Origin of the sequence: Niallia sp. Kr1 (genome assembly GCF_050389805.1) — a bacterium.
Lineage (GTDB): Bacteria > Bacillota > Bacilli > Bacillales > Cytobacillaceae > Bacillus_BD.
This window is the reverse complement of record NZ_CP130945.1, coordinates 1516003-1534759: the sequence shown is the minus strand read 5'-3', so window position 1 is coordinate 1534759 and position 18757 is coordinate 1516003. Positions and strand designations below refer to the sequence as shown.

Sequence of the window (18757 nt, the reverse complement as noted above, 5' to 3'; positions counted from 1 at the left end):
AGGTGCTTAGCCCAATTTAATCATTTTTCTGCTTTACTCCCCTTACCCCAATTAAATGATAAGAAGGAAATACTGCCATATCTTAATCCTCAAACGCTATAACAAATTACAGGTCCCGACCCTTCTTTTCATCATTAAAAACAAGCTCAATCCTCGTCCCTTTCCCTAATTCACTCCCAACAAAAACCTCACCACCATGGACTTCCACCACTTGTTTACTAATCGCTAGTCCCAATCCGCTGCCTTTATGGCTTTCTCCGGTATTGGTTCCACGGTAATAACGAGTAAATAAATTTCCGAGGTCTTCTGCAGCAATGCCAACCCCATTGTCTTCAATCATGATCGAAAGTCGACCTTGTTTATTCTTGATTTCAACCTTTATCCTAGTATCTTTCGGATTATGAACAATCCCGTTGTAAATCAAATTCATAATCGCCCGTTGAATCAACGTTTTATCGCAAGAAAAGAAAAACTGTTCCATTTCTGTAGAAAATTCGATATTTCTTTCCTCGTATAATGGGTGATTCAAAATCTCTATAATTGATTCTCTTACGATTTCTACTAAATCCTCTTCCTTCCTTTTTAACGGAAAGAGCGTGCTTTTCAGCTGATAGGTAATGTTTAAATCATCAACAAGCTGATGGATATAATCCGATTTATTCAGGATGATGTCCACATATCGGTTCTTTTCGGTTTTATCCAGTTCGTATTCTCCAATTAATTCAGCATATCCCTTGATCGAAGAGAGTGGCGTTTTAATATCATGGGTAATATTTGTGACCCATTCTTCCCTTGTCTTCTCGATTTTTCTCCGTTCCGCCTCATTCACCTTAAGCACCCGTGACAAATCATTCAAATTTTGGAAAACATTTTTATAAATCCCCTTAGGATGATAATGATGTTGAAAATTTCCTTTCACTAAATGTTGGATTCCATCTACGATCTTCACAAGTGGTTTTGCTAATCGTTTACTAAAAAAGTAACCAAATAACAAAGCAATAAACGTAACGACTGTAACGACGGTTAAAACGACTATTAAGAAATCTCGCAGAAGCGTTTCTGTTCGATAATTAATCGTCGCCTTCCCAATCACGGCTTCAGGAAATCCCATGATATAACTATAATCTCGATTACCAAGTTCCAGCATCCCAATAAAAATGGTCGATTTAGCTAGTGCTCCCGTAAATTTATGATAATGAATCAATTGAGCAGGCGTATAGTGAACTGGTACTTTTTCCGGTTTAAATCGACTATAGATTTCAGTTCCATTTTCATCGAGAACCTGAATCCAAATATCACCTTCCTCAAGCTCAGCCAACCTAGCATCGGGAATGGTTACTTTTCCATCAGAAAGAACAATATGATCTGCAAAATCTAGCGTATACGTACTTGGATTCTGATAGGGCAAGATACGATCCTGTTTCCCAAAATTATTAAAAAAGAAAACAAAATTCAGGATAAGAAATACAAAAAAGGAAAGCAGTAAACTGAGAATCATATAAATCAGAAACTGCGTGGTGATTTTCCATTTCATGATTGGCTCCCTCGAACTTGCAGTTTATACCCAAGCCCTTTCACGGTGACAATCCATTTCGGTTTACTCGGATCCTCTTCGATTTTTTCTCGAAGACGTCGAATGTGGACCATGATGGTATTATCCATGCCGATTTCATCTTCTCCCCAAACCGCTTCACAAATTTTACTTTTGCTAAAAATTTGATTCGGATGGCTTGCAAGATAAATCAGCAACTGAAGCTCCTTTGCAGTCATTGAAATCAGTCGATCTCTTTTTCTCACTTCCCCTTTATTTGGAAATATCATCACATCACCAAATTCAATTTTGTCATCCTCGACACCACTTTGCACTAAATATGAATTTCTTCGCAACTGTGCCTTGATTCGAAAAACGACTTCTTTCGTACTAAACGGCTTAGTGACATAATCATCACCACCAATACCAAGACCAAGCAGTTTATCAATTTCTTCTGATTTTGCGGACAAGAAAATAATCGGGGCATACGTGATTTTTCGCATTCTCTGACAAACCTCATATCCCTCCATATCTGGAAGCATGATATCCAGGATAATAACATCCGGTTTATTATTTTCACAAAGTTGTAATCCTTCTTGTCCGGTAGTCGCCTTGTCAATCTTATGAAAGCCGTCTTTCTTAAGGACCGTTTCTAGCAAATTTAATAAATCGACTTCATCATCGACAAGCAAAATTCGTTTATTATTTAAACCCGTTAATGACATGATGTATGTGCCATCCTTTCTATTTCACCTAAAGAACATCTTTCGCTCGAAATCGAAAATACCCGATGAATACAGATAATAGAAAAATCGAAATCGAGACCAGTAACATGATGACATTTTTTCCACCAGTTTCAAACACATAACTCATGGATGATACAATAGGATAATCCCATGGATAGAAGATCCAATATTTCTCTGAATTCGCAACAAGCATCGATGGAAAAGCAAGTCCGGCACCAATGACCATAGGAACGCCAAAATGAGAAAACCGGTAACTACTATAAAAAATAATTCCCGTAATCGCGAAAGAAGACAGAAACAAGATACTATACCGCTCGAGCATCCATTCATGAGGAATTTTTTCAATGCCAAGCAAAAACGCAGCACTCAGCATCCCGACATAGAGTAACACATGACTGTATAACATGATTCCCATTCCAACGACTAGTTTAGATAGATAGACCTTTCCTCTTTCAACCGGCAACGCCAGCAACTGTTTCCAACTGTTATTGCTATGCTCCATACGCGCCATCATCGCCAGTACAACCGTGATGATTAAGGGAAGAACAAGCCAGCTGTAGACCGCCATTGTCCCTTGATATAAAAATCCTCTAAATACTTCATCTGCATTTTCTTCTATTCCCATTTTAGCAAAATCATAGCCCTGATAGAGAGCCAATAAGGTTAAAATCGTTGTCGTTAAGATGATTTTTGTACGCTTTAATTTATATAATTCTACTTGTAGCAGAACGTTCATGTTCCTCCCCCTTACAATATATCTTTTCTTTTAAAATGCCATGTGCCAAGTCCTAAAAATAGGAGCATCAGGATCACGCTGTTTCTAAACACCTCTGTTTGCTCCTGATAAACCAAACCATCTGTGAAAAACACAAAGGCATATGGGTATACCGTAGCTGTTTCTGGAAAACTAAAAATCACAAAAGACGATAAAATAACTCCTGCAAATCCGATCACAATCGGAATGATCATATTTTTAAAATAGGAGCTTAACCAATTATGAATACTTGCAACCGCGAGTATCATCAAAATTTGTTTTCCTACATAAGAGAAATACTTTCCCCACTCGATTTGTTCTGGAAAGTTCATGATCTTTCCAACTAAAAGAAGACCTAGCATATTCAACAAAATTAAAAGACTACTCAAAACGACACCAACAAGAAATTTTGAAACATAGACGCTCTCACGTTGGACAGGCAAAGAAAGGATTTTTTTCCAACTATTTTGCGATTCTTCCACCTGATATAAAAAGGCATAAATAATCCCAATAAACATCGGCACAAACAATCCCCACCCAAGGATTCGGTGATTTTCCAATAACAACAGATCCCATGAAGAGAATCCAGGTTGTGCCGTATCAAGAAGATAATCATAACGGATCGTGAAATCCAAAAACATCGCCAACGTGGTACCTGATGGGATAACCACTAAAAATAGCCAGATCCAACCCTTTTTCTGCTTATACAATTCAAGCCATAACAACGTTGTGATCTTCATTGGATGATTTCCCCCTTCCCTGTTGTCATCGATAAGAAGATTTCCTCTAGAGAATGCTTTTTCACCAGAACTTGATGTACCTCAAACCCATTCATAATCAACTCCCGATTGATTCTTGATGGTTGATAATTGGCATTTAAATAGAAATAATGATCATCTTTTTTATAGGGAATCCCAATCTCGTTTAAATAATCCTCAACCACTGCTTGTGGTTCCACCTCCAATGCAATCTCTGCTTTTTGCTTCGCTCGTAACTCATCCATTGTTCCCTGAAAGAGTAATTGTCCTTTGTTAATAATGCCTACATGGGTTGCCATTAGCTCGATTTCACTTAAAATGTGACTTGATAGTAAGACAGTCATTCCGTATTTTTCCGGAAGGCTTTTAATCAACTCCCGCATTTCAATAATCCCTGATGGATCGAGCCCATTTGTCGGTTCATCAAGTATCAACAGTTCGGGGCTACCTAAAAGAGCTTGGGCAATTCCAAGTCTTTGCTTCATCCCTAGGGAAAACTTTTTTACGACCTTATTCTGTACGTCCGTCAATTTTACAATCTCTAATACTCGGTTAATTTCCTTTTTCTCAATCCCTAAGATTTTTCTCGTCACTTCTAAATTTTCATAAGCTGATAGATGACCATAATAAGAAGGAGTTTCAACCATCGAACCCACTCTTTTCAAGATCTCCAACCGTTCTTCTTTTATCGATTTTCCAAATATATGGACCTGCCCGCCTGTTTCCTTCATCAACCCTAGCAGCATCCGAATCGTCGTCGATTTCCCTGCACCATTCGGTCCTAAAAACCCATAAATTCCACCCTTTGGAACCTGTAAATCTAATGAATCTACCGCCAAAAACTTACCAAACTTCTTCGTTAAATTCGTTGTTTCAATCACATTAGTCGCCATCATTTCTCCTCCAGTATCGTTCGTTCCCCCTATTCTAAACGTTCTACCTTAACTCTAAATGGGGTGAACCTTAACTCAACCTTAAAAATGGAAAAACGGTTCTTTTTTTCTTCTAAACGAATGAGAATTAACATTTAGACCTATACAAATTCATATGAATACCATATCGATAAAGAGATAAATTCTTAAATTTGGAGGAATGAGATGGTTCCCGAAAATAGTAGCAACAACTTTAATCAAGGAGGTCCAGCTGCTGGATATTCCATCCTAGGTCCAACTTATCTCTCGCCAGAGCAGATGGACCAGTTTATTAAAAGGATTAATCCTAACGCATTGGAGTTAGGCATATATTATTTAATCTTCGGGGAATATTACGGAATTCGAGGAGATGTCGCCTTTGCCCAAGCGATGCATGAAACCAATTATCTTCGCTTTACAGGAGTGGTGAATCCTGAACAAAATAACTTTTCAGGTATAGGGACAACAGGACCCGATCAGCCGGGCGCAGTCTTTCAATCACCAAGGGATGGGGTGCTTGCCCAAATTCAACACTTATTTGCTTATGCCACAACAAATTCTTTACCTGATCGATATCCATTGATGGATCCACGTTTTCATCTCGTCACTAGAGGGTCTGCAAGCAAATGGGTAGATCTAAACGGAAAGTGGGCAGTCCCTGGGACAACTTACGGGCAATCAATTTTAAATCTATACAACAACATGATTCTTGAAGCGAGACAAAATCTAAATCATATATTTATAGAAGTAAAAAACTCTCTTCACTAGTATTAATCTCTTCTTTCCATATAAAAAAGGAAAACCCATAAAATTAATAGGTTTTCCTTTTTTGCATTTCTTTTTATTTCAAGAACCCTAAGTTGAGAATCTAATTGCTATAAGTCCATCTTTAATTATCCGATATCCCTAAAAACCCTTCCCCAAATACATTCCGCACATCTTGAACGGTAATGAATGCCTTGGGATCCACTTCTAATATAATTTTTCTGAGTCGGGTAATTTCTTGTTTACTGACAATGATGTATAAAATATCCTTTTTCTGTTTCGTATAGTAACCGTAACCGGTTAGAACCGTTACCCCCCGATACATTTCTTCATTCACTTTCTCGGCGATACCCTGATAATTATTCGATACAATCGTGATCGCTCGTTTAGAAGATAAACCCTCTATCATATAATCCATCACTTTCGTAGCGATGTATAACATTAAAACGGTTAACATGGTTCCCTCTGTTCCAATGATAAACCAAGAAGCCATTACGACCAACAAATCAAAAAATAGCAATCCATAGCTAACATTCCAACGTAAATATTTATGAGTTATTTTGGCTAATATCGTCGTCCCTGCACTCGTTCCTCCTGCGCGTAAAATCATTCCTAAGCCAATGCCTGTAAGAACCCCGGCAAAAATACTATTTAAAATAAGTTCATCTGATTGAATCGTCCATCCTTTTGTCAAATCCAAGGCAATGGATAAACTAATCACACAAATAATCGTATAAATGGTCGTCGTTTTATTTAAAAACTTATACCCTACTAGAATTAACATGCCATTTAAGACGAAACTGGTGATACTGGGAGACCATCCAAATAAATAATAAAGGATGATCGTAATTCCCGTAACTCCACCCTCACCTAATTCATTCGGAATAATAAATACATTAACCGACATCGCAAAAAGAAAAGAACCGATAATAACCGCTAAGATTTCAAAAAATGTTTTTTTCATATAACTATCCCTTTCTCTCTATAAGCACAACGTAAACCTCAACCACTTGAATCATATAGTTATTTCCCCATAAAATCAATATTGAAAACACGGGGACAGTTCTAAGTGTTTCACCCCATTTTTCACTCTTTTCTACAAACAAAAAGGTGACAGGCACCTTCCAGAAACTGGAATATCCCCATCACCAATCACCCTTATTAGAACAGAAGTAACATCATTTCAAATTCATCACACAAGTCCGAGTGACAGCCTCTGTCCTAGTTACGAAAACAAAGCTTTATGATGTAAAATCAAAATAACATCTAGACCATATTTTAAAAGAGACCAAAAGTTCACTTTCCTTTTTTTGTAAATGAAAGAAAGTGCATACAAATAAGGAGGTTCCCAGACTTTAAGAACCTCCCCCATTTTTAATCACCCAGTAAGCCTACCCCATTATCAATCGATTTCTCTTGCCCTCTTTGTATCTCGAATATTTTTCTGAACGGTGATTGCTGCAAAGATACTTAGCACATAGGACATCCCGTAAAATCCTTTTTCACTTAGAACAATACTGCCTGCGTTGTATAAACCAATACCCATTAATGCAATTGAAATAATAAGGGCTAACCAGCTGATCCCATAATAAATCCCCGTAACCGGGACTCCTTCTTCCTTATCTCGTACTGCTTTTTGTAAAGAAACCGCTGCATAAAGTCCAAATACTAAAATAGCAAAATAATACCCTTTTTCATTCAGTTCCATGGTTGCGTTAAACAATCCGATTAAATAAGCTCCAACCCCTACAATCAGGGCTCCCCAAGATGCCCCTTTAAAAGCTGAAGTGGGTTCCCCTTCTTTTCTTTCCACTTTCGGCTTTGGCTCATTTGGTGTTCCATTCTCAAACAAAACCTCTTGATCATTAGACATTGATTCATTTCCCCCATCTCTTTTTTGTGAAATTGAAATACACTCCCACCCTATATTATAAAGATAATTCTAATAATTTAAAGAAAATTTACCTTTTGTTGGAAAACTTAGAAAACCATTAAAAATATTAAAGGATTTACTCTCTATTTTATTATTCACTTAGCAGAAAATGAACGATATCCAATGAATCGCTGTTCAAGTGTTAATCGTAAAAACCACTCTGCATGATTAAGCTTTTTGATTCCTTTTATTTAACCTTATCTTCAAATATGAATACCAACTTATTTAAATTTCTAAACATATAAAAAATCAGTGTCAATTACCTTGTTAGCACATAGTATGTATGGACCCATACTTATATCCTCCTAATTCTGAAGGAGGTGATTTTATGTCTGGAGCAGTTGGTTTCGGTGGCGGAGGTTTCGCCTTATTAATCGTATTATTTATTCTTTTAATCATCATTGGTGCTAGTTATTGGGGCGGAGGTTTCTATTAATCGATAAATCACCATTTTGTATAAATTAGCTTCACCAGAATAAAATCAAAGCCGATACCATTAGCGTTCGGCTTTTTTTTATTGAAAGTCTTTATGACATGTGTACCATCATTCTTTTCAAAGTTGCCTTTCCTGATAGCCAACTTCAATCTAACGTAAGTATAAATAAACATAACCAAAAGCAAACTAAGGGAGCATGATTTTTCAGCAGGGGGATTAAGGTGAATAAAATAAAGCTAACTGGGCTAGAGAAATGGATCCTCATCCTTAAAATGGTGATCGGTTCAGCCATTTCATAGGAATTGTCCATTTTGTTCGGCTCCAAATATCCATATTTAGGTCCTATATCACTTATTCTTCGTTTACAGGCCACTCTTTTTAAAAGCATTAGATTTGGTATAGCTAGAATTTTAGGAACAATCATCGGAGGTGTATCTGTATATTTTCTAGCATCTTCTTTACATGCCAACGGCTTATCTATAGCGGTTGTTATGTTAGTCAGTCTGATTATTCCATTTTTCTTAAGAGCCAACGGAACCACCCTTCATCAAATTGCCCTCAGTGTCTTACTTGTACTTGAATTTGAACATAAATTACACGGTTATGGATTTGATGGAATTCGAGATTCGCTTATTAGCGTAGGAGTAGCCCTTATTTTGCAATATGTATATCCACCCAATTTTACAAAAAGGGCTATTCAATACATTGACCCATTACCCCTTCAGTTTGCGGACAGCCTTAAATCCTTGTCTGCTTGGGTTAATATAGGAGCATCTCAACCAAACGAAATCCATCAACAATTTAATCACATCCATCAAAAGTTACTGGAATCAGAAAAACAAATCCAAAAAGCAAAATTAAGTTTGAAATTTAACCCATTTTGCACACAAAAGCCAATTTCAACTCCACAATGGTGAAATGCGGTTAAAAACATTGAATAAAATAAATGATGATATTCTTTTTTTATTTACGATAATCGATGAATGGAGTCAAACGGGTTCATTAACAACAGAATGCAGACAAGCCTGGGTCCAAAATTATTCCTTATTAGAAACTTCACTCCGTAATTGGAATGAAGGAATACATTTTCCCGAACTAAGTTTTATTGAAACTGCAATAAATTATAAATATCATATCCCGGCAATTTGGCATGCACAGCATCTGATCGAAACACTTAAAAAAAATTCACGCCCAGTCTTTTTTCCATAACCTTTTTAGCCCTTATCCTTGAATTATTTTTTGAGGATATTTTTCCAAAACAGTCAAGCTGTCAAAAAACCCCTGCGCAAATCACGCGCAAGGGTCAGTTATTGTGCATATTTCATTTCATTGACTTCTTTTACTTTCCAATCCTTCCCATCAAATTCAAGCTTTGACACACTGCCGTTTTTACAAATTTCCTTTGGCACTTTACTCTCATCTATTTTTTCAAGAATAGCGTTAATGGTAATCCCATGGGAAACCACCAAAATATCGCCACCGCCATTTTTATAGACCTGTTCCGCAATTTCGTTAAATCCTTTAAAGGTACGGTCTGTTAATTCCTGATAACTCTCCGCCTCACCTGATTCATCCAATTCTGAAAGAATTTTAATTAACTCTTTATAGGGATGATCGACTCTTGTGAAAAATTCCCGTTCATTTCTTAGTTCTAAATGATTTGCCGCCAACTTCCAAAGTACGCCCATTTTCTCTCCTTCAAATTTCCCGAAATAGACCTCACGTATCCCTTGGTTTTCAATAAGGTGCAAATCCTTTGCGTTCGTTTGATTTTCGCCTAAAATCAATTTTGCTGTTTGTCTCGCTCTCCCACTATCACTCGAATAAGCTCCAACAAACAATACATCTGTTAACCCTCTTCCTACTCTTTTAATTAACTCTTCACCAGAAGATGTGAGTGGTCCATCCGCCCACCCTTGGGCACGGTCATGAAGATTCAAAATGGTTTGACCATGACGTATCAGGTAAATGGTCACGATTCCAGAATCATTTTGATTAACTGCCGCTTTACTTATCGTTGTATCTCCATTTTTGGCATAAATCGGATTTACAAAGATAGTGAAGCAAAGCATCATGACAGACAGAAACGCAATAGGTAGCCTCTTTCTCAACTTGTATTCCAACTCCTTTTATAAGACAAACCCAATTAAGTAGTTAATAAATTTAGTTTGTTCAAAGTTAATAGAGTTATCCTATCCATACAAGCTTTTTATAAATACCTGCTTTAAAGACTAATATCCTATATTTTCAGAAGTACTTTTTCAATTATAAAGATGATCGGTTTTGCATCCTTCTTAATACCCCCATAATCATGATGATGATTGCCACGTCTAACGCAAAAACGTTTATCCAATTATTCATATGTATTTCTAAGTATTTTTCAATAAATACAAGTGGAGTTTTGGTGATCGGATCTTTAACAATGCTTAAAATAGCCATATGTGCTATTAATCCGCTGGCTATAACTTGTATCCATGAGGTGTTTCCTAACAAATCTGTGAACGATCTATATAGAATAAAAAGGGTTGAAACACTTAAACCAATTCCTATCGCTATAAAAGAAGGATTTGATGATAGCTCTGAAGTTATGATGACACTATCCAAACAAATCGAAAAATCAGTAGCCATTACAATCAACATCATTTGAAAAATCGATATGTTTGGAATGATTTTGACTCTTTTGTCCTTTTCAATGGACCATGCTAACCGAACGGCCAAACTTAGGATGATCATTCCTGTAACGAAGCGTAAACTTGGAAAATCCACTAACGAATGAATCACCAGTACATAAAGTGTTCGACTTAAGGTAAGACAGACCACAATATAAATAAATAATGTTTTTACCGTATAACCATATTTGCGAATGACCGTAGTAATAATTAGAAGGTTATCAAGATCGTTAATGAAGTTCATGAAAAAAATCTTTAAAATATCAGTCAAAACAAATCCTCCTGAATGAAGATAGCTTCCCTTTCTCTTTAGCAGAAAGGAAATGCACTTAATTATTCCCGATAACCACCCCAAGCCATTTAAAAAGTTATTCTAAAAAAAACAGACTTCTACCAGAAATAATGTTCCTTTTCTAGTAGAAGTCATGAGTGTCTCGATAATTTTGGCAAACTCCCTCGCCCATTCCATTTGTTTACATTAACTATATACAGGTTCTTTTAAGAATATGTCCTAAACGTAACTATCCTAGTGATCTTATATACCCATTCTCATTCACTTTATTTAAACTTTTATCGCACCTGCTCCCAAAGTCTCAAAGAATTTATGGAATCCATTAAACCTTTTTCGTTGAGATGTATGGACCATTTCATTCCACTTCCTTGAAATGCAATGTAACCAAAATTTTGAAAAAATGTAATCATAATGGCGATAAGTTGAAATCTAAATATGGAATAATGATCTTTCAATAGATTTTAAACTAGTCAAATCTCATTATATTTTGCTTACCTAACTAAGCAGGTTAGATCATAAATCGAGTTACAAAGTATTCATTATATAGATTAGGTGGTGCGAAATTGGCACGGTCGAAAAAGAAAGTTAAAGTTCGATGGGGAAGAATTTTTGGAGCACTCTTTTTCATCGGAATCTTCATGGTTGGACTTGTTCAAGTGATTGATTACATTGGAACTACAATACAAGCACTAAACCAACCGCTAAAAAAAGTAGAAGCCAATCAATCGTTTCAAGGAGAGAAAACTAACCATAAAACAGATCCGTTTAATGTCCTTCTATTAGGAAGTGATTCACGCGGCGAAGAACAAGCGAGAACGGATACCATTATGGTTGCCCATTATAACCCGCAAACTCACAAAATAAAGCTGATTTCACTCATGCGCGATATGTATGTATCGATACCAGATCATCGTAAACAAAAATTAAATGCTGCCTATTCATTGGGAGGTCCAGATTTACTAAGAGAAACGATCAAAGAAAATTTCGGACTAGATATTCATTATTATGCAACAATTGATTTCCAGGGTTTCGAGAAGGCGGTCGACCTCCTGGCTCCAAATGGAATTGAGGTGGAAGTCCCATATGAAATGACCGCAGGAATAGGGATGACGCTCGAACAAGGAACACAAGTACTGCATGGAAAAGAGTTATTAGGATTTGTTCGTTTTCGTCAGGATCGTTTAAGTGACTTCGGACGGGTACAACGGCAGCAAGAAGTCATCTCGAAATTATCGGAAGAAGTGGCGAGTTTTAATAGTGTGAAGAAACTTCCTGAACTATTAGGCCTTTTACATACACACGTGGATACGAACTTGGAACCTTCTACTCTTTTAAAAATTGGAAAAGATGTATTAACGGAAAAAGGTGGAGAGATCGACACATTACGAATCCCTGAAGATGATAGTTTTGAGAATAATCGTTATGAAGGGATTGGCGAGGTGTTGGAAGTGGACTTTGAACAAAATAAAGAAAGACTGAAAGAATTTCTAGGAGAAAATGAAAGTTTGCAAGACTGACAGCTTATTGGATAAAAGTTAGAAGGTACACCCATACCCACTTCTCTTCTTTTTTAAAATACACCCTCAAGCTCATTAAATGAAGATTTTATCACAAGAGAAATACACCCAATTGTTAGAATCGACTAAAAATTGGGTGTCGATCATTTTAAATGGCACCAAACGTTATTGTTTTTACCATTTTAAAAAACTTTGAGTATCGTCCAAAGCAGCTCCCTTTTGAACCACCTGATCAACTAACCTTTTGCAGAGTCTTTTTCCTGGCCCAACGCTTTGAAACCCAGCGTTTTAATGCAAAAAATCCACGAATCCATTCATCTAGCCCTTGTGCAAGCCATACTCCTAATAGTCCCATGCCCAATGTGATTCCGAAAAGGTAACTAAAGAGAACAGCTACTCCCCACATGCAGATAATGCCAATCACAACAGGAAATCTTACATCCCCAACTGATTTTAAAGAGCCCATGAGTACAATATTCATAGCTCGACCCGGTTCAATGAATACAATGGCCCAAAGCACAGGAAGAGCGACAGCAATGATCGCTGGATCTTTTGTAAAAACAGTTAATGTAGGCTCGCCAATGAACGCAACTGCAAGGGAAAATAATGTTGAAACCATCATGGCTATTTTTAAAGTTCTAAGTCCTCGCTTTAATGCACGATCATAATTTCCAGCTCCCATATATCGTGCAATTAATAGCTGTGTTCCTTGGGCAATTGCCATTGAAAAGAGAAAACAAAGCATGGATATATTAAAAATATACATACGGGCTGCCAATGATGCATCCCCTAAAAAGGCAATAAAACCTGTAATAACCACTTGTGAAAATTGGTAGGAGAGGTTTTCTCCAGCAGATGGAACTCCAATTGAGAGTAGACCCTTCACATCAGACTTATTGATGACAAATATATCTTTAATATACAGTCTTATATGGAGCTTTTTATATACAAAATAAAAAAGAGCTACAATAATGAAGACTCTTGCAACGATAATGGAAAAAGCAACCCCAGCCACTCCTGTAACGGGGAGTCCGAACCAGCCTTTAATGGCAATGAAAAAACCGAAAACACTTATAACATTCATCATAACCGTAACAATCATCGTTTCTTTAGTATGCCCATAGCTCCGTAAAACCGCACTTAAAGCTAAAGAGATTGCTTCAAGGAAAAGAGATAATCCTGTGATGGTAAGAAAGGTGTAAGCAAAGTCATAAACCTCACCAATAAGTCCGTAAAATTTTAAAAATCCACCACTAAAAGAAACAACAATGATCGTCATGACGATCCCAACCCAAACATTAACCCCAAATGCAGATCTAGCAAGTTGTCTCGCCCGGTCCAATTGGTTAGCACCTAAATTTTGACCAATTAGAATGGTAGCCCCAATGGCAATAACGTTGAAAACTAAAATAAAGATATTCGTAATTTGATTAGCTACACCAACTCCCGCTACGGCATTATCCGAATAACTACTTAAAATTAATGTAGCAATAATTCCCATACTCATATGAAGAGAGATTTCAATGAAAAGAGGCCATGTGATGCTAAAAAGTGATTGATCTTGATAGTTATTATTTTCTGTGGTCAAGCATTTTCCCCTTCTTTACTTAAATTTGTTACGAAAACTGTAGAATTCAGTCAATTCCCAGTTTCTGGATGGTTCCTTTATCATCTATTTCTGCATTGAAACGACTAAAAAATGATAAATAATAGAAAATCCCCCAATTGGTAGCAATTCGCCACCAAAGTGGGGGTTTTTTTACTATATAAAGCTGATGAGCTTTTAGTAAAAACAATAAAAAGTTTATTTCAGTTTTATGTCAGATATCCATTGAATTTTACTGGAACATATCCATACTTACGATTAACTACTATATTATAAGAGATTAATAGCCATTAAACAACATAATCAAATTGCAAAAAATTTACTTTCAACAATAGTTGCGCTAGGCAGAATGTAAAAATTGACTATTTTTTTACTTAAGACTAAAATGTTTCCTATGATAAAAATTTTTTACCTAATCAAATTTAGTTTAAGATAAAGGAGTCCTTCTTATGGTTCACTTTTTTCAAAATTTCAATCCAATCACTCAAGCATTTATCGCTACCTTATTTACGTGGGGAATGACTGCGCTTGGGGCCTCGCTAGTCTTTGCAACTAAAACCATAAGCCAACGATTATTAGATAGTATGCTAGGATTTGCTGGAGGTGTAATGATTGCAGCCAGTTATTGGTCTTTACTAGGACCAGCGATCGAAATGTCCGAGCACAACGCCATAGGAGCATGGTTTCCAGCAGCATTTGGATTTTTATTAGGCGGGATATTTTTATGGGGCATTGATAAGATATTGCCTCACCTTCACCCTAATACTCCTCGTAGCCAAGCAGAAGGGTTATATCATAAAGAAAGAAAAAGAAGTACATTGTTGGTACTAGCCATCACCCTTCATAATATCCCAGAGGGGTTAGCTGTCGGGATTGCCTTCGGAGCACTAGCAAATGGTGGAACAGAAGCTTCTTTAGCCGGTGCCTTGACCCTTGCACTTGGAATCGGAATTCAAAACTTTCCAGAAGGTGTTGCTGTTTCAATGCCTCTAAGAGGTGAAGGAATGTCTCGCAGAAAAAGCTTTTTCTACGGACAATTTTCAGGTATGGTTGAACCGATCGCTGCCGTCATTGGTGCCTTGGCTGTTTCATTTATCGAACCATTACTACCTTATGCATTGAGCTTTGCCGCTGGAGCGATGATTTTTGTAGTAGCAGAGGAAGTTATTCCAAGCTCGCAAGAAAAAGGCAATAAAGATCTTGCTTCTATGAGTTTAATGGTTGGTTTTGTATTGATGATGATCCTTGATGTCGCATTGGGTTAACTAAAATTTTAAAAACTGGAGACGGTTCTCCCGTTTCCTCTTCTTCCATCAAATCTCCCCTTGTTTCTTCTCCAAAAGAACATATATATCCATTTCGTTGAATCATAAAAATTTATTAGAGGTGATCTCATTGAATCTTATAAAAAAACTTCGCAATCGGATGTATAAGACTAGCAGGAGAAACAAAGAGAATACGATTTTAATAGATACGACAGAGCTTTATTCCACCAAAAGCGGCTTGTATACACCTCCAAACCTTCCTTAGCTTTGGCAAAACCTCCGATACAGAACACCAAGATATATAAGATAGTAGAAGCAGTATTGATTTCTGCTTTGCTTAATAGCCAGCTACCGAAAATTAAGAGGCCACTTAAAAGCGTAGCTAATAATTCTCCATGCTCCATAATCTTATCTTTTATCTGGCTTTCCTTAACTTTAATCTGTACCTCTATATTTCGTGACAATTTTTGCTTTTGAACTTACGTTGTCTCCCTCCTAATTGATAATAATATTCAAAATCACTACCCTTAAAATGCGCGAAAGCTGCCATGATTTGGCAGCTTTCAAAATATATTCATCGTTTTTTAGTTTCCTAAACCCAGCCAAAATACCTAGCAACAGTAGCTGTAATGAATGTGACACCAATGGCAATAGCTGTTGGGATCGCAAATGACATAAAGGTCCATTTCTTACTTTTGGTTTCTTTATAAATATTCACTAGTGTTGTTCCACACGGATAATGCAATAGCGAAAACAACATCATATTCAAAGCCGTTAACCAGGTCCATCCGTGGTCGATAAACACTTGCTTTAACTTCCCTAAATCCTCAATTTCTAGCATAGACCCTTGAGATAAATAGGCCATGATGAGGATAGGAACCACAATTTCATTGGCAGGTAACCCTAGGATAAAGGCGGCTATGATGAATCCATCTAATCCCAATGCCTTTCCAAATGGATCTAGGAAGTTAATCAAATACATTAATATACTTATATCGCCAATAAACACATTAGCTAAAATCCATGTAATAATGGATGCTGGAGCCGCTACTATGACTGCTCTTTTTAAGACATTCCAAGCTTTATCAATACTTGCTCTTACTATGGTGTTTATAATCTTTGGCCTTCTGAAAGGAGGAAGTTCCAGTGTGTAATGAGAAGGAACCCCTTTTAAAGCCGTTTTAGAGAGTACCCATGATACCATTAAAGTAACAATTACTCCGAGAAGGACAAATCCCATTAATATACCTGCTGTTGCTAATGCGCCCCCCGCACCGGCAAAACCAGCTGTCATGAAAAGTGAGGCAAGTAAAATCAACGTGGGCCATCTTCCGTTACATGGGACAAAGTTATTGGTAAGGATCGCCAGCATCCTCTCTCTTGGTGATTCAATAATTCTCGTAGATAAAATGGCTGCTGCATTGCATCCAAAGCCCATTGCCATGGTGAGTGATTGCTTTCCATGCCCACCAGCCCGTTTAAATAAACGGTCCATGTTAAAGGCTACCCTTGGCAAGTAGCCATAATTCTCTAGCAAAGCAAAAATCGGAAAAAAAATGGTCATTGGTGGCAGCATGACGCTTATCACCCAGCCTGTTCCTCTAAACAATCCAAGAACTAGAACTCCGTGCAGCCATTGGGGTGCATGGATAGCTTGAAAGCCTACTGTTAGTTTACCTTCTGCCCAGCCAAAACCCTCAGCAAGCATGGAAGATGGAATATTTGCACCTGCAATGGTCATGTAAAATACGACACCAAGCATGAGCAGCATAATAGGAAAGCCTAAGATTCGAGAAGTGAATATAGAATCCAAGGTATCCGATCGGTTAGGTTTTTCTTTTTGATAACTTACCGCTTCCTTACATAACGATTTACTTGTATCATAAATACTGCTTACAATTTCATCCCTGATAGCTGTATTTAGTTTAGACTTCCCCTCATCTATTAAACTTTCTAATGAATTATGAATGGAGGATGTTTCCAAATTCATATGGATTACTTCCTTTACTCTTTATTTGTTCGTGGATTTTCTTCAGCAAAGCATCATCTCCATCTAGAAGTCTCAGTGCGACCCACCTTGATGGATATCCATCACCTATCAACTCACGAACGATAGGTTCTAATTTATTGATTTGTTCTTCAATTTCCGGTCGATAGGTCAATCGATAGGGCTTTATTTGAATATCCCCTCTTAACAGTCTTGCTATAGTATCAAGTAAAGATTGAATTCCTTTTTTATTTCGTGCTGATATCTTTACAACAGGAACACCAAGCTTAGACGATAGTCTTTCTTCGTCAATCACAATCCCTTTTTTCTCTGCTTCATCCATAAGATTAATACAAATGATGACATGACCGGTCATCTCTAAAACTTGGAGGGCTAGATTTAGATTTCGTTCCATTGATGTACCATCTACCACAACCAATGTCACATCTGGCTGCTCAAATACAATGTAGTCCCTAGCTACTTCTTCATCCGTTGAATTAGAAAACAAAGAATAAGTACCGGGTAAATCAATGAGCAGATACTCTTGCCCCTGATGTTGAAATGTCCCTTCTGCATGAGCTACCGTTTTTCCTGGCCAATTTCCTGTATGCTGCTTTAATCCTGTTAAAGTATTGAACAAGGTACTTTTCCCAGTATTCGGGTTACCTGCTAAAGCTATTCGATGTACTATCACTTGGGTCCCTCCTAATTTCACCCAGTATTTTTGAACTTTCCTCTTTCCGAAGAGCGACCGTTGTGCCGCTAACCCGATATGCTACTGGATCTCCTAATGGACTTCTTTGAAGCACCAATACCTCTACCCCTTTTACAAAACCTAAATCTAATAATCTTCTTCTCATAACTCCTTCTAGTTCTAATTCCTGGATGACAAAGCGCTCTCCTTTTGAACAGTCAGAAAGTGACTTTAACACTTTGGACAAATTCATGTTTTATTCCCCCACCTCATTATTTTTACCTTAATCATGTAATGGACCTAAATCAAAATTTCCCCTTAAGCATAAATGTTTCCCTAGGGAAAAACTAAAGGTAAAAAAATGTACATTTACCTACAGTTCATTATGGACCCTCACTTTCTGATTGAATTTATTTGCTATGATTTGACTGAATCTTATTAACAATAGAATGATAATCCTCTTCGTTTATCACACCTAGTACCTTATATAGATAGGCATTTACAATAATCTTTTTTTTGATCCGTTTAGATAGATACATTTTTAAATCAACTCACTTTATTTGTATTATATTTTCCATCTTCAAAATGTTTCCTTTGACCAACAAAAATTCAATACTTAAATTCTATTTAACCCATGCAACTTTTTTTTATTCACTTAATGTGTTTTTCAATGCCTTTTTTCAGGTTGAATGGAACCTACACTATTCATAAATAAGGACTTTAAAACATCCGAGAATTCGATTTATCGAAAAGGCTTGTCTCTATAATGAATGTATATAAAGCAACTTAGCCTATATTTTTTATTTCAAATATAGGCAATTCAATCACAGTTAATTTCAGAATACATAAGATGATTTTTATGCATGCATCATACTGATTACCACTTAACTAGC

At 36.9% G+C, this 18757-nt stretch carries 20 protein-coding genes; 6 read left to right on the top strand and 14 right to left on the bottom strand.

Going from position 1 to position 18757, the window contains the following annotated elements:
* Positions 1-106 precede the first annotated feature (106 nt).
* From Q5760_RS07695 to Q5760_RS07675, 5 genes are read right to left on the bottom strand one after another with little or no spacing between them, the layout of a single operon-like run.
* The gene (locus Q5760_RS07695; RefSeq protein WP_428911618.1) at positions 107-1534 is read right to left on the bottom strand and encodes a sensor histidine kinase; all 1428 of its coding nucleotides are present in this window, start codon (positions 1532-1534) and stop codon (positions 107-109) included.
* Entirely contained in the window at positions 1531-2256 is a 726-nt protein-coding gene (locus Q5760_RS07690) for a response regulator transcription factor (protein WP_428911617.1), read from the bottom strand. The genes Q5760_RS07695 and Q5760_RS07690 overlap by 4 nt, the downstream gene beginning before the upstream one ends.
* A gap of 28 nt (positions 2257-2284) precedes the next feature.
* On the bottom strand, positions 2285-3013 hold the full coding sequence (locus Q5760_RS07685) for an ABC transporter permease (RefSeq protein WP_428911616.1): 729 nt from the start codon (positions 3011-3013) through the stop codon (positions 2285-2287).
* 11 nt (positions 3014-3024) lie between these two features.
* Complete coding sequence (locus Q5760_RS07680) at positions 3025-3771, bottom strand: ABC transporter permease (RefSeq protein ID WP_428911615.1); 747 nt, start codon at positions 3769-3771, stop codon at positions 3025-3027.
* Complete coding sequence (locus Q5760_RS07675; RefSeq protein ID WP_428911614.1) at positions 3768-4682, bottom strand: ABC transporter ATP-binding protein; 915 nt, start codon at positions 4680-4682, stop codon at positions 3768-3770. Before Q5760_RS07675 ends, Q5760_RS07680 begins: the two co-directional genes overlap by 4 nt.
* Positions 4683-4886: 204 nt before the next feature.
* Between Q5760_RS07675 and Q5760_RS07670 the strand changes: the two genes are divergently transcribed.
* Positions 4887-5468, top strand: coding sequence for a glucosaminidase domain-containing protein (locus Q5760_RS07670; RefSeq protein WP_428911613.1), 582 nt, complete (start codon positions 4887-4889; stop codon positions 5466-5468).
* Positions 5469-5589: 121 nt separating this feature from the next.
* On the opposite strand, the gene Q5760_RS07665 is transcribed toward Q5760_RS07670, so the two are convergent.
* Positions 5590-6429 carry a YitT family protein gene (locus tag Q5760_RS07665; protein WP_428911612.1) on the bottom strand — a complete coding sequence of 280 codons (840 nt, stop codon included), beginning with the start codon at positions 6427-6429 and terminating at the stop codon, positions 5590-5592.
* 438 nt (positions 6430-6867) lie between these two features.
* Entirely contained in the window at positions 6868-7338 is a 471-nt protein-coding gene (gene yiaA / locus Q5760_RS07660; RefSeq protein WP_428911611.1) for an inner membrane protein YiaA, read from the bottom strand.
* Positions 7339-7726: 388 nt separating this feature from the next.
* On the opposite strand from yiaA, the gene Q5760_RS07655 reads away from it, so the two are divergent.
* The 3 genes from Q5760_RS07655 to Q5760_RS07645 all read left to right on the top strand — a co-directional run bounded on the left by Q5760_RS07655 (position 7727) and on the right by Q5760_RS07645 (position 9043).
* On the top strand, positions 7727-7834 hold the full coding sequence (locus Q5760_RS07655; RefSeq protein WP_428911610.1) for a YjcZ family sporulation protein: 108 nt from the start codon (positions 7727-7729) through the stop codon (positions 7832-7834).
* A 311-nt stretch (positions 7835-8145) separates the two neighbouring features.
* Complete coding sequence (locus Q5760_RS07650; RefSeq protein WP_428911609.1) at positions 8146-8751, top strand: FUSC family protein; 606 nt, start codon at positions 8146-8148, stop codon at positions 8749-8751.
* Between the two features lies 1 nt (position 8752).
* Positions 8753-9043 (top strand): hypothetical protein, encoded by a 291-nt coding sequence (locus Q5760_RS07645; protein WP_428911608.1) that lies wholly within the window; start codon positions 8753-8755, stop codon positions 9041-9043.
* Between the two features lie 98 nt (positions 9044-9141).
* Here the strand turns inward: Q5760_RS07645 and Q5760_RS07640 are convergent, their stop codons facing one another.
* Both Q5760_RS07640 and Q5760_RS07635 read right to left on the bottom strand, forming a co-directional pair.
* Positions 9142-9945 carry a histidine phosphatase family protein gene (locus Q5760_RS07640; RefSeq protein ID WP_428911607.1) on the bottom strand — a complete coding sequence of 268 codons (804 nt, stop codon included), beginning with the start codon at positions 9943-9945 and terminating at the stop codon, positions 9142-9144.
* Positions 9946-10099: 154 nt separating this feature from the next.
* Positions 10100-10774: a TerC family protein gene (locus Q5760_RS07635; protein ID WP_428911606.1), complete on the bottom strand. Its 675-nt coding sequence runs from the start codon at positions 10772-10774 to the stop codon at positions 10100-10102.
* A 584-nt stretch (positions 10775-11358) separates the two neighbouring features.
* Here Q5760_RS07635 and Q5760_RS07630 point away from each other — a divergent pair.
* Positions 11359-12312 (top strand): LCP family protein, encoded by a 954-nt coding sequence (locus Q5760_RS07630; protein WP_428911605.1) that lies wholly within the window; start codon positions 11359-11361, stop codon positions 12310-12312.
* Between the two features lie 232 nt (positions 12313-12544).
* On the opposite strand, the gene Q5760_RS07625 is transcribed toward Q5760_RS07630, so the two are convergent.
* Positions 12545-13900 carry an MATE family efflux transporter gene (locus Q5760_RS07625; RefSeq protein ID WP_428911604.1) on the bottom strand — a complete coding sequence of 452 codons (1356 nt, stop codon included), beginning with the start codon at positions 13898-13900 and terminating at the stop codon, positions 12545-12547.
* Positions 13901-14367: 467 nt separating this feature from the next.
* Here Q5760_RS07625 and Q5760_RS07620 point away from each other — a divergent pair, with 467 nt between their 5' ends.
* Positions 14368-15183, top strand: coding sequence for a ZIP family metal transporter (locus Q5760_RS07620; RefSeq protein WP_428911603.1), 816 nt, complete (start codon positions 14368-14370; stop codon positions 15181-15183).
* A gap of 170 nt (positions 15184-15353) precedes the next feature.
* Here the strand turns inward: Q5760_RS07620 and Q5760_RS07615 are convergent, their stop codons facing one another.
* The 4 genes from Q5760_RS07615 to Q5760_RS07600 all read right to left on the bottom strand — a co-directional run bounded on the left by Q5760_RS07615 (position 15354) and on the right by Q5760_RS07600 (position 18117).
* Positions 15354-15647, bottom strand: coding sequence for a hypothetical protein (locus tag Q5760_RS07615; protein WP_428911602.1), 294 nt, complete (start codon positions 15645-15647; stop codon positions 15354-15356).
* A 128-nt stretch (positions 15648-15775) separates the two neighbouring features.
* Entirely contained in the window at positions 15776-17173 is a 1398-nt protein-coding gene (locus Q5760_RS07610; protein WP_428911601.1) for a nucleoside recognition domain-containing protein, read from the bottom strand.
* Complete coding sequence (locus Q5760_RS07605; protein ID WP_428911600.1) at positions 17145-17864, bottom strand: FeoB small GTPase domain-containing protein; 720 nt, start codon at positions 17862-17864, stop codon at positions 17145-17147. The genes Q5760_RS07610 and Q5760_RS07605 overlap by 29 nt, the downstream gene beginning before the upstream one ends.
* The gene (locus Q5760_RS07600) at positions 17833-18117 is read right to left on the bottom strand and encodes a FeoA family protein (protein WP_428911599.1); all 285 of its coding nucleotides are present in this window, start codon (positions 18115-18117) and stop codon (positions 17833-17835) included. Before Q5760_RS07600 ends, Q5760_RS07605 begins: the two co-directional genes overlap by 32 nt.
* Positions 18118-18757: the final 640 nt, after the last annotated feature.

Excerpts from the sequence above, each read along its gene's own strand:
- Q5760_RS07645 (WP_428911608.1), top strand. The coding sequence starts at position 8,753 with ATGCGGTTAAAAACATTGAATAAAATAAATGATGATATTCTTTTTTTA.
- Q5760_RS07690 (WP_428911617.1), bottom strand. The coding sequence starts at position 2,256 with ATGTCATTAACGGGTTTAAATAATAAACGAATTTTGCTTGTCGATGAT.
- Q5760_RS07655 (WP_428911610.1), top strand. The coding sequence starts at position 7,727 with ATGTCTGGAGCAGTTGGTTTCGGTGGCGGAGGTTTCGCCTTATTAATC.
- Q5760_RS07670 (WP_428911613.1), top strand. The coding sequence starts at position 4,887 with ATGGTTCCCGAAAATAGTAGCAACAACTTTAATCAAGGAGGTCCAGCT.
- Q5760_RS07665 (WP_428911612.1), bottom strand. The coding sequence starts at position 6,429 with ATGAAAAAAACATTTTTTGAAATCTTAGCGGTTATTATCGGTTCTTTT.
- Q5760_RS07600 (WP_428911599.1), bottom strand. The coding sequence starts at position 18,117 with ATGAATTTGTCCAAAGTGTTAAAGTCACTTTCTGACTGTTCAAAAGGA.
- Q5760_RS07610 (WP_428911601.1), bottom strand. The coding sequence starts at position 17,173 with ATGAATTTGGAAACATCCTCCATTCATAATTCATTAGAAAGTTTAATA.
- Q5760_RS07680 (WP_428911615.1), bottom strand. The coding sequence starts at position 3,771 with ATGAAGATCACAACGTTGTTATGGCTTGAATTGTATAAGCAGAAAAAG.
- Q5760_RS07675 (WP_428911614.1), bottom strand. The coding sequence starts at position 4,682 with ATGGCGACTAATGTGATTGAAACAACGAATTTAACGAAGAAGTTTGGT.
- Q5760_RS07620 (WP_428911603.1), top strand. The coding sequence starts at position 14,368 with ATGGTTCACTTTTTTCAAAATTTCAATCCAATCACTCAAGCATTTATC.
- Q5760_RS07685 (WP_428911616.1), bottom strand. The coding sequence starts at position 3,013 with ATGAACGTTCTGCTACAAGTAGAATTATATAAATTAAAGCGTACAAAA.
- Q5760_RS07695 (WP_428911618.1), bottom strand. The coding sequence starts at position 1,534 with ATGAAATGGAAAATCACCACGCAGTTTCTGATTTATATGATTCTCAGT.
- yiaA (WP_428911611.1), bottom strand. The coding sequence starts at position 7,338 with ATGTCTAATGATCAAGAGGTTTTGTTTGAGAATGGAACACCAAATGAG.